The sequence below is a fragment of the Micrococcus sp. LASM2_SD2 genome (assembly GCF_057364565.1).
Genome location: NZ_JBNFOB010000077.1, coordinates 1 through 9,041 on the forward strand (window position 1 = coordinate 1; position 9,041 = coordinate 9,041).

Genomic DNA, 9,041 nt, shown 5'->3' on the forward strand with positions numbered 1-9,041 from the left:
GAACAACAGGCCCAGGAAGGTCCTGGACTGGAAGACGCCCGCGGAGGTCTTCGCTGAGCAGTTACGCTCGCTCACGTTGAACGGTGTTGCAACGACCGGTTGAACCCACCCAGTACGTCAGTTTGGCGTACTCGGACGCGCTCATCACCGCGGGGGTGACGGCCTCGGTGGGCACCGTGGGCGACTCGTACGACAACGCCCTCGCCGAGACGGTGAACGGGCTCTACAAGGCCGAGCTCATCCACGCCAAGCGGGTCTGGGAGTCCGTGCAGGCGGTCGAGCTGGCCACGATGGGGTGGGTGCACTGGTGGAACACCGCCCGTCTTCACGAGGCCCTGGGCTATCGCACGCCCGCGGAGGTCGAGGCGGCCTACACTCACGATCAGGATTCAGCGCCCGTTGCGTCCTGACCTCGGAACGAAACCCAGGGCGTTTCAGAACCTCAGAGGAGTGAACCGCCGGTCGTGTCGATGGTCTGGCCTGTGATCCAGCGGCTGCGGTCGCTGGTGAGGAAGGTGATGACCTCCGCGACGTCCTCGGGTGTGCCGATCCGGCCGAAGGCTGAGAGTCGGCCTGCGCCTTCACGAGCGCCGGCTTGATTAATCCAGTCAGCGTTGAGATCCGTGTCGATGACGCCGGGAGCGACGCAGTTCACTGTGATTCCGCGTTGGGCGAGCTCCGGTGCGACGGCGCGCAGTGCTCCTTCCAGCCCGGCCTTTGACGCGGTATATGCGAGGTGGGTCGGCGCTGCAATCCTTGTGTATCCGGTGGACACCGCGACGATGCGTCCTCCGTCGTTTAGGGAGTCCGCCAGGTGGTGCAGCAGGAAGAGTGGTGCGGTGAGGTTCACGGCTTGCACCCGAGCGTAGGTCTCAGGGTCGAGTTCGGCGAGCGATTGCGCGCCGTTGATGCCCGCATTGCTCACGAACACGTCGGTGCCGCTGTAGCCGTGCGCTGCCAGTGCTTGGTTCCATGCCTTCGCAATGGCGGCGGCGGCCGGCTCACCTTCTGCGAGGTCAGCCTGAATGAGGATCGGGGTGGCGCCGAGTGAGCGCAATCGGGTGGCGGTGTCCTCGGCTGCCCTCTGGTCGCGCCTGTAGTGGACGCCGATGAGTTGGATCCCGCTGCCTGCCAGGGCAGTGGCGGTTGCGGCACCGATGCCTCGAGATGCGCCGGTGATGAGGGCGGTGGAGTAGGTCACGTTTCCTCCGTAGTGATCAGTACGTAATGTGCATGCTATATCGTAGCGATCACTATGGCAAAGGTACGCAAGCAGGTCGGGCGGCCCCGTTCGTTCGACCCGGACGAGGCCCTTCACCGGGCACTCATGATCTTCTGGGCCCACGGTTACGAGGGCGCGAGTATGACGCTCCTCCAGGATGCAACCGGCCTGACCGCGCCCCAGCTGTACCGCGCCTTCGAGTCGAAGGAGCGGTTGTTCGAGAAAGCTGTTGCGCTGTATCAGCAGGAGTACGGCTTCGGTGTCTCCGACGACCTGCCCGTGGTCGACGCGCTCTCTGGCTATCTCGACCGTGCGGCCAGAGAGTTCACCACCGAGCCGGGCCTCGGATGCCTCGTCTCCACGGGTCTGCTCACCACTGGACGAGACGCGGACGCCGCCGCGGCTGTCGTCCGAGCCGAACGCAACCTGGCGCTCAAGGCTCTCAGTGCTCGACTTGCGAAGGCCGTCGCCGATGGCGAGTTGCGCGAAGGCATCGACGTTCACGGTTTGACGCGCACCGTAGGAGCGTTGATTCAGGGCATGTCGGTCCAGGCCCGAGACGGGGCAACCCGGGAGGACCTCGGACGACTCGTCACCACCGTGAAGACCCTACTGGTGACCTCCATCGACTCACAAGCATCGAAATAGCACCTATGTCACAGTCTTCCCTCGAAGGAAGGACCCCGCCATGGATTCACTGCAACACCCCGCCCTCATTGTCGTGGACGTGCAACGCGGCTTTGACGATGCCGACTACTGGGGGAAGCGCGACAATCCCGACTGCGAGGCGAACATCGCGGATCTGATCGCTCACTGGCGAGAGCGATCGTGGCCGATCGTGTTCGTCCGCCACGACTCGACCAATCCGGCGTCGGCCCTCGCGATGGGCACGCCGGGCAACGAGTTCAAGAACGTCATCAGCGGCGAACCCGATCTTCTCGTCAGCAAGACCGTGAACTCCAGCTTCCACGGCACCCCAGATCTACACGCCTGGCTCCAGTCGAAAGGGATCGAGGAAGTCGTCATCTGCGGGATCACCACGAACCACTGTTGTGAGACCACAGCGCGAGTCGCAGGAAACTTGGGCTACAACACGTACTTCGTGATCGACGCGACGCATACATTCGACCGCCAGCGCTGGACGGCTCCATACTTCCGGCCGCGACGCTCTCCGCGGTGACTGCCGCCAACCTGCATGACGAGTTCGCCACGGTCGTCTGTACCGACATGCTTGTCGACGGCACTGCCACGTCGGGTGAGGCATACGGGGTCTGACCGTGCACTCGACCCGCTCGAAGAGCCCGAGATGGCTATTGCTGGTGGTGGACGGGGGTGAAGCGCCCCGGATTCCGTCCCAGGTCAGGGAGTAACGGGCGCTACGTCGTGGTCGTGTGTGTATGCCGTCTCGAACTCCGCGTGAGCGCGATAGGCCATGGCCTCGAAGTGACGATCGGGACTCCAACCGTGGGCCCAGCCCATCCTGGTCATCCCGCCCGCTTCGGCCGGTTCCCAGGGCTGCTTTGACGAGACCGTCCATCCGACGATTCGCAGAGAGTGGGCGTCGGTGACGAACGCGACGTAGCAGAACTCGTTCAGGATCCTGATGTGCGTGATGTCAGCGACCCAGAGCTGATGCGGAGGTTGGGCCTCCAGGCGACGTTCGGCGAGATCGCAGTCCCTGAGGCCCACCGGGAGCCCTCCTGCACGCCTAGTCACCCACCGGCCACTACGAGACCACCAGGAGACCATCGAGCGGCTACCTGATGACCCGCGATTTACCGGGAGGCCACCTGGCCTCTCAGAGGCCACGGAGAGACCACTGGCTGCCCACCGCCGACCCACTCACGCCCAACGGCGCTCGATGACGATCAGCGACGGATCGAACCGCACATGGCCGCGCTGATCGGCTTGATCGTCACCTCGACCAGCTCGGTGACGATGATCCGCTGCTCCTCGACGCTCAGCGTCTCCCGGAGCCTCTCGACCAGCTCGCGGCGGGCCTGGTCGTCCTCGACCCCTGCAGCGCGCTCAGCGAGCCTGCGGGCCTCCGAGGGGCTCGGCTCGGCCAACTGCTCGTCGATGGCGGTGATCTCGACCTCGAGCTCCTTCATGGACGAGCGGATCATGTCCATCGAGACCGTCGTGTCCGTCAACATCGGCGCGAGGGCATCGAGGCGCGCACGCAGCTCGCCACCCCGGGACAGCATCGCCTGCCGGTCCATCTGCTCTGAGCCTCCTTCGGGCTCGAGCATGTCCGCGACCGCCGGGCTCGCCAGCATCGTCTGCACCGCGGCGGCGACCATCGCGTCCACCGGCTCGCGCTGCCGGCTCACATGGAAGTTCTGCCCGCACCTGTAGTTCGGCACCCGCGCTCGTTCTGACCGGCGACCATCGTCGCCCCGCACCGACCGCACCGTGCGACCCCTGAGAGCAGTTAGCGCGGCTGATTGCCGCGACGGTCGACCTTCGCCTTGTTGTCGCGCAGCTTGGCCACTGAGCGGCGCCACAGTGCTTGGGAGACGATCGGCTGCCACCGATCACCCTCGGAGACCGGGAACAGCTCACCCGTGGCGTTGTACCTGATGAACCCCGCGTACAGCGAGTTGTTCAGCAGGTACCGGGCCGCGTACGTCGACCACGGCCTGCCTCTCGAGGTGACGAACCCCGCCGCGTTCAGATCCTCGGCGATGCCGTGGATCGACTTGGGCCTGGTCGCGGTGAAGTCTGCGAACGCCCGTTGGATGGCCTCGGCCTGCTCCGGGATCTGCGCCCCGTCCTTCGTGCAGCCGACCGGCATCCAGCCCGAGAGAACCGGCATCCCCTCGGCGCGACGGCGCTCGTTCGAACGGATCGTCCGCTCGGCCTTGCGCTTGGCCTCGAAGCGCGCGATGCCGGCCAGCATCGTCGCCCGGAACTCTCCATCGGCCGTGGCGAGGTCGATCTCGCCGTCGACCGTGACGACCTGCAGCCCATGGTCGACCAGGGTGTTCAGATCCTTGGTGCTGCGCAGGAGCCGGTCGATGTCGACGGCAACGCCGTTGTCGAACTGACCGTCGTCGGCATCCTTGAGCATCCTCGCCCAGTCGGTGCCGGCACCACGCGGCTTGGAGGCCGAGACGGAGGAGTCCTCGTACCCCGGGACCGACGCGCCAGCGCCCTCTACACCGTCATCTGTGAAGAGCCCCTAGACTCGCTGGTATGCAAATAACTGTTCTCGGTGCCACTGGAACGATCGGGTCTCGGGTCGCTGATCAGCTGGAGGAGCGCGGCCACCAGGTCCAGCGCGCCAGCCGCAGCAAGGGTGCCGACGCCTGGGATAGGACCGGCCTCGAAAGGGCATTCAGCGGGGACGCCGTGGTGGTGGACTGTTTGAATATCGAGACTATTGGGGCAAAGAAGTCACGAGAGTTCTTCACCGGCACAGCGAAGAACATCATCCATGCGGCGCAGTCAGCAGGGGTAAGTCGCATTGTGTGCGTGTCGATCGCAGGTGCAGCCGACCCCAAGGTGAACCGGTGGTTTGGTTACTACCAGGGCAAAGCGGCACAGGAGCAGACGTATCAGCAATCCGCTGTACCAACGACGATTGTCCACTCAGCCCAGTGGTTCGAACTCATGGACAACGTGGTCCGTCGCGCGACGCTGGGGCCAGTCACTGTGCTTCCCACCATGAAGATGGCGGCCTTGGCAGCCGACCGTGCTGCGGCGATCATCGCCGAGGACATTGAGCAGAGCGCCGAGGATGCCAACGATCGTACTCTTGCTATTCGTGGACCTGAGGAAGCAACTACTTTGCAGATCTGTCGAGCGATCCTCGCTGCTCGGGGCAGTATTGACGGGCGGCGGCCACGAGTGATGACACAAGCGCCCTACCTCGGGCGCGCAATCGCCGCCGGCGGGCTGATACCAGATCACGGCGTCACCGATGACCTCACCGTCGAGCAGTGGCTGGCAGGCTCGACATGATTCGCCTGTAGCTGAACTGCTCGTCTGAGCGCAGCCTGGTAACGATACCCCACCGGGCACACCCAGGGCTGACCAGCAGCGTTGAACCCACGCGGCTGTGAGTCGCATCGATAAGTTGAATCGCCCCGGGTCTGGTGGAGGCTCTGATCTAACGGAAGGATGCAGAGCATGCCCGCACCACGGAAGTACCCCGACGAGCTCCGCGAACGCGCCACGCGGATGACCATCGAAGCCCGCCAAGACCCCGCCACGAGGTCTGGAGCGTTCCGCCGAGTCGGTGAGCAGCTCGGGATCAATCCCGAGACGCTACGCAACTGGGTCCGCCAAGCCGAGATCGACGGTGGCCACGCCCCGGGATCACGACCAGCGAGGCCTCTCGGGTGGCCGAGCTGGAGAAGGAGAACCGTGAGCTGCGGCGGGCGAACGCGATCCTGCGCTCGGCATCGGCTTTCTTCGCGGCGGATGCTCGAGACGCCCACAGCGCTGATCGTGGACTACATCGACGACCACAAGGACGAATTCGGTGTCGAGCCGATCTGCGCCACACTCTCCGCAGCGGGCACGCAGATCGCACCGAGCACGTACTACGCCGCGAAGACACGTCCTGTCTCGGCCCGCCGTCTGCGCGATGAGCAGCTGCTCGCTGAGATCCGCCGGGTGCACGAGGCCAACTACGGGGTCTACGGGGCCCGGAAGGTCCACGCGCAACTGCGCCGCGAGGGCATCCAAGTTGCCCGATGCACGGTCGAGCGGCTCATGCGTGCCGCAGGGCTGCGCGGTATCAGCCGCGCGAAGGGACCGAGGACCACGGTCCCAGGCCGCGGCCCGGATGAGCGTCAAGACCTGGTCCAGCGAGACTTCACCGCGGCGGCTCCGAACCAGCTGTGGGTTGCTGACATCACCTACTGCCGCACCTTTGCCGGGTGGGTGTACGCCGCGTTCATCATCGACGTGTTCTCCCGCCGGGTGCTGGGCTGGCAGCTGTCGAAGTCGTTGCGTACGGACCTGGCGTTGGACGCGTTGGAGATGGCGTTCTGGACGCGTCAGCGTGCCGGCCAGGACGTGGCCGGGCTACGGCACCACAGTGATAGAGGAGTCCAGTACGTCGCGGTGCGCTACACCCAGCGGCTGGCCGAGGCCGGTGCAGTCGCCTCGGTCGGCTCGACGGGGGACTCGTATGACAATGCCCTCGCCGAGGCGTTCAACTCCCTGTTCAAGGCGGAGCTGATCCGGAACAGGGGCCCGTTCAAGTCCATCGAGGACCTGGAGATCGCGGTCGCGGAGTACATCGACTGGTTCAACCATCGGCGTGTGCACGGCGAGATCGGGCTGGTCCCTCCGGTCGAGTTCGAGGACGTCTACCATCATGAGAACCCCGTGCCGGCGCCCGCCGGGACGGCACTTGCGAGCCTCTAACAAACCCGGGGCAATTCAGTTACCAGGCTCAACAACCTCCCTGGACATCACAGCTAGCCAGGCTCGTGGGGGTACAGGTCGCCGGAACGGCGCTGTTCGCCGTCTCGACCGCGCTGGCCCCGGCCCTCGCCGGCAGGTGGCTGCGAAACGCCGCCGTCTCCGTCAGCTGGCCGGTGACGCGGGCCTGGCTCAACCGGAGCATCCCCTCCTCGGCCACCCGGGCGACCTCCCTGTCCATCATGGGCCAGGCTGATGCCGCCGGGCAGGTGGTCGGCGGCCCCGCGTTCGGCCTCTACGCGAACCGGCTGGGCATCCAGGCAGCTCTGCTCCTGTCCGTGGCCGCCCAGGCACCGGCCGTGTGGCTGTTAGCCCGGTTGCGTAGGTGACTCCGGACGTGCGCGCCGACGAGGGAACGGAGCTCCTGGTAGGTGTAGTGACCGGGGGTTGACTACACCGCTAAAGGTTGTGGGCATCGAGCGGGAACCCCAACTGAGCTTCCGGCCCTGCGAAGCGTTCACCACGCGTCATGCCGGAATCTTCCTCACATCTCTCGACGGTCAGCCAGTAAGGGCCTTGATGACGGTCGGCAGGTACCTTCGTACCTGCTCGCGGTCGCTCTCACGCTCCTTATCGGACAGCGCGGAGTACGGGGTCTGGATTTGGGTCGCCCACCGCACAGCCAGATCAGCCGGCACCACAAGCGACCCGTCCTCCCGTTGTTCGCATTGGTCATGGACGTACTGCTGCCAGTGGGCCCAACGCTCGTGCTCGATGGCGGCAAGACGCTCTAACGTCTCCTCGCTCTCTAGAACCTCCCGAATCCTCTCGTGCGACGGCATCAGATCAAATCCTGCTCTACGAGCGACCAATAGTGCTGGCCGAGAGCGGTGAGCTCGCACGCCTTCGACTCCATTGCAGCGTGGTACATGTGCGGCGCACCGACTGGCCGGACGAGGTTTACCTTTACCAGTGCCTGGAGGACCGCGAAGTCCGCGTTCTTGGCAGGGTCAGGCGGTGGGATTGACACATCCTCGTCTGCCCTCAGAGGACGCTCTGGCTCGTAGCTGGGGTCGAGCCGGAGCTGCGTAGCCGGGTCCTCGAACAGGGCCGTCAGCTTCTGCAGGCTGGTAAGCTCGATCGGCGCCTCAGTTTTCCTGAGCGAAACGAACTTCTTGACGTTCGTCTTGAAAACTGGCCGTTGAGCCCAGTTCCCGAGGGACTGGTCGATGTGCGCGTAGACGCTACCAGGGGTCACATCCCCGACGAGGTTCGCAGCGGCACCGTTGAGCGCGTCCACGAAAAGGTGCGTGAACACGCCCGTACCGTCGCTCTCCATGGCGTATTGATCCGCCGTGGACGCCGTCAGGATTGTGACACCCTCTGCAATCTCGGCGATCTTCGTCTGGCCAGGATGCTGAGCCGCGACCCCGCTGTGACAGCTATCGAGGATGATTACCTTGTTCTTCGCCGGCGATTCGTTGGCGAAGGTCACGATTTCAAATAGCGAGAGCCCGTCATGTCCATTGGTGCAGTCGCTCGCGCACAGATACCCGCCAGCTCCGTCGATGTAGCCGTGACCGGAGAAGTAGAGCAACGAGATTTCGGCATCGTCGCGAAATAGCTCCTCGACCGCATCACGGAGCTCGGTGCGTGTGACCTCGGCCTCGGGACCTGCGGCCGTCAGCAATTTCGGCTGAGCGAAGTTGAGAGTGCCGTCTGCATGGCGTTCGAGCACACTCTTGACACTATGGGCGTCGTTAACCGCTCCGTGGAGGGAGTCGATCTGCTCGTAGTAGTCGATGCCGACGATGAGGGCCTTGCGCATGCCGCTGCCTCTCAGATGTTGTCGATAAAGTCGGAGATGTTTGCGTCACTCCAGGCGACCGTGCGCACTCCGGTGAGGGCTGTACGGTCGCTGGTGTACGCCCAGATACCAAGGAGTGGCTTGCCTTCCTCCTTCGCGCACTGGATCTCCCACTCCTGACCTTCGGACGTGAGCGAGTTCTTGCTCACGAGGGCGATCACCCCGTTGGACCGTCGGATGCGAGTGCGGACCCTGTCTTTCCAGCCGGAGTCGTAGGGCTCCTTCACTGACATGTCTATGAACTCGTATGGGGCCCGCGGGCTAAGGGACTGGCCCTTCAGGAAATCCCTCTGCCGCTCGTCCTCGATGGCGAATGCAACGAAGACCGTCTTCTTCTCAGCCATGTCAGCTCTCCTTTGGTGTTCAGGGCAAACGGGACTGCCGCACCGTTAGGTGACAGTTGGGGTGTTAGGCCGCGAGGCTCACGGCTGGGTTCATGATGGTCTCGTATTCGATGGGGGTCAATCGACCCAGACGTGCCTGTCGACGGCGGCGGTGATACTTGCGTTCGATCCAGGTGACGATCGCGATCCGGAGCTCGTCGCGGGTCCGCCACCGCTTCCGGTCCAGGAC

General features: G+C 64.5%; 12 protein-coding genes, 3 pseudogenes and 1 other annotated feature. Of the genes and pseudogenes, 6 read left to right on the forward strand and 9 right to left on the reverse strand.

Annotation, left to right across the window (positions count from 1 at the left end):
* Nucleotides 1-107 precede the first annotated feature (107 nt).
* Nucleotides 108-410 (forward strand): annotated as a pseudogene (locus AC2W7A_RS05840) (integrase core domain-containing protein); the annotation flags it as partial.
* 32 nt (nt 411-442) lie between these two features.
* Here the strand turns inward: AC2W7A_RS05840 and AC2W7A_RS05845 are convergent.
* On the reverse strand, nt 443-1,201 hold the full coding sequence (locus AC2W7A_RS05845) for an SDR family NAD(P)-dependent oxidoreductase (protein WP_485990522.1): 759 nt from the start codon (nt 1,199-1,201) through the stop codon (nt 443-445).
* A 54-nt stretch (nt 1,202-1,255) separates the two neighbouring features.
* Here AC2W7A_RS05845 and AC2W7A_RS05850 point away from each other — a divergent pair, with 54 nt between their 5' ends.
* Together AC2W7A_RS05850 and AC2W7A_RS05855 are read left to right on the forward strand one after the other, a co-directional pair.
* The gene (locus AC2W7A_RS05850; RefSeq protein WP_485990523.1) at nt 1,256-1,870 is read left to right on the forward strand and encodes a TetR/AcrR family transcriptional regulator; all 615 of its coding nucleotides are present in this window, start codon (nt 1,256-1,258) and stop codon (nt 1,868-1,870) included.
* 40 nt (nt 1,871-1,910) lie between these two features.
* The gene (locus AC2W7A_RS05855; protein ID WP_485990524.1) at nt 1,911-2,402 is read left to right on the forward strand and encodes a cysteine hydrolase family protein; all 492 of its coding nucleotides are present in this window, start codon (nt 1,911-1,913) and stop codon (nt 2,400-2,402) included.
* 179 nt (nt 2,403-2,581) lie between these two features.
* Here AC2W7A_RS05855 and AC2W7A_RS05860 read toward each other — a convergent pair whose 3' ends face one another.
* From AC2W7A_RS05860 to AC2W7A_RS05875, 4 genes and pseudogenes are all read right to left on the reverse strand, one after another.
* Complete coding sequence (locus AC2W7A_RS05860) at nt 2,582-2,911, reverse strand: DDE-type integrase/transposase/recombinase (RefSeq protein ID WP_485990525.1); 330 nt, start codon at nt 2,909-2,911, stop codon at nt 2,582-2,584.
* A 179-nt stretch (nt 2,912-3,090) separates the two neighbouring features.
* A complete protein-coding gene (locus AC2W7A_RS05865; protein WP_485990526.1) occupies nt 3,091-3,588 on the reverse strand; it encodes a hypothetical protein in 498 nt (165 codons plus the stop codon).
* A 68-nt stretch (nt 3,589-3,656) separates the two neighbouring features.
* The gene (locus AC2W7A_RS05870) at nt 3,657-4,124 is read right to left on the reverse strand and encodes a recombinase family protein (protein ID WP_485990533.1); all 468 of its coding nucleotides are present in this window, start codon (nt 4,122-4,124) and stop codon (nt 3,657-3,659) included.
* A pseudogene (locus AC2W7A_RS05875) lies at nt 4,101-4,298 on the reverse strand (recombinase family protein); the annotation flags it as partial. The gene AC2W7A_RS05870 and the pseudogene AC2W7A_RS05875, both read right to left, overlap by 24 nt.
* 122 nt (nt 4,299-4,420) lie before the next feature.
* On the opposite strand from AC2W7A_RS05875, the gene AC2W7A_RS05880 reads away from it, so the two are divergent.
* From AC2W7A_RS05880 to AC2W7A_RS05890, 3 genes are all read left to right on the forward strand, one after another.
* Nucleotides 4,421-5,188 (forward strand): SDR family oxidoreductase, encoded by a 768-nt coding sequence (locus tag AC2W7A_RS05880; RefSeq protein WP_485990527.1) that lies wholly within the window; start codon nt 4,421-4,423, stop codon nt 5,186-5,188.
* A 168-nt stretch (nt 5,189-5,356) separates the two neighbouring features.
* Nucleotides 5,357-6,604 (forward strand): IS3 family transposase, encoded by a 1,248-nt coding sequence (locus AC2W7A_RS05885; RefSeq protein ID WP_485990528.1) that lies wholly within the window; start codon nt 5,357-5,359, stop codon nt 6,602-6,604.
* Nucleotides 5,634-5,764 (forward strand) — a sequence feature (AL1L pseudoknot). Its footprint overlaps the gene before it by 131 nt.
* A gap of 65 nt (nt 6,605-6,669) precedes the next feature.
* Nucleotides 6,670-6,990, forward strand: a complete 321-nt coding sequence (locus AC2W7A_RS05890; RefSeq protein WP_485990529.1) for a hypothetical protein — start codon at nt 6,670-6,672, stop codon at nt 6,988-6,990.
* 171 nt (nt 6,991-7,161) lie between these two features.
* Here the strand turns inward: AC2W7A_RS05890 and AC2W7A_RS05895 are convergent, their stop codons facing one another.
* The 4 genes and pseudogenes from AC2W7A_RS05895 to AC2W7A_RS05910 all read right to left on the reverse strand — a co-directional run.
* On the reverse strand, nt 7,162-7,443 hold the full coding sequence (locus AC2W7A_RS05895; RefSeq protein ID WP_485990530.1) for a hypothetical protein: 282 nt from the start codon (nt 7,441-7,443) through the stop codon (nt 7,162-7,164).
* Nucleotides 7,443-8,429: a caspase family protein gene (locus AC2W7A_RS05900; protein WP_485990531.1), complete on the reverse strand. Its 987-nt coding sequence runs from the start codon at nt 8,427-8,429 to the stop codon at nt 7,443-7,445. Before AC2W7A_RS05900 ends, AC2W7A_RS05895 begins: the two co-directional genes overlap by 1 nt.
* Before the next feature lie 11 nt (nt 8,430-8,440).
* The gene (locus AC2W7A_RS05905; protein WP_485990532.1) at nt 8,441-8,812 is read right to left on the reverse strand and encodes a TIR domain-containing protein; all 372 of its coding nucleotides are present in this window, start codon (nt 8,810-8,812) and stop codon (nt 8,441-8,443) included.
* Nucleotides 8,813-8,876: 64 nt separating this feature from the next.
* A pseudogene (locus AC2W7A_RS05910) lies at nt 8,877-9,041 on the reverse strand (IS3 family transposase); the annotation flags it as partial.

Bases quoted from the DNA above. Each gene is read 5' to 3' on its own strand.
- AC2W7A_RS05905 (WP_485990532.1), bottom strand. From the start codon at position 8,812: ATGGCTGAGAAGAAGACGGTCTTCGTTGCATTCGCCATCGAGGACGAG.
- AC2W7A_RS05850 (WP_485990523.1), top strand. From the start codon at position 1,256: ATGGCAAAGGTACGCAAGCAGGTCGGGCGGCCCCGTTCGTTCGACCCG.
- AC2W7A_RS05885 (WP_485990528.1), top strand. From the start codon at position 5,357: ATGCCCGCACCACGGAAGTACCCCGACGAGCTCCGCGAACGCGCCACG.
- AC2W7A_RS05895 (WP_485990530.1), bottom strand. From the start codon at position 7,443: ATGCCGTCGCACGAGAGGATTCGGGAGGTTCTAGAGAGCGAGGAGACG.
- AC2W7A_RS05880 (WP_485990527.1), top strand. From the start codon at position 4,421: ATGCAAATAACTGTTCTCGGTGCCACTGGAACGATCGGGTCTCGGGTC.
- AC2W7A_RS05900 (WP_485990531.1), bottom strand. From the start codon at position 8,429: ATGCGCAAGGCCCTCATCGTCGGCATCGACTACTACGAGCAGATCGAC.
- AC2W7A_RS05870 (WP_485990533.1), bottom strand. From the start codon at position 4,124: ATGCTGGCCGGCATCGCGCGCTTCGAGGCCAAGCGCAAGGCCGAGCGG.
- AC2W7A_RS05855 (WP_485990524.1), top strand. From the start codon at position 1,911: ATGGATTCACTGCAACACCCCGCCCTCATTGTCGTGGACGTGCAACGC.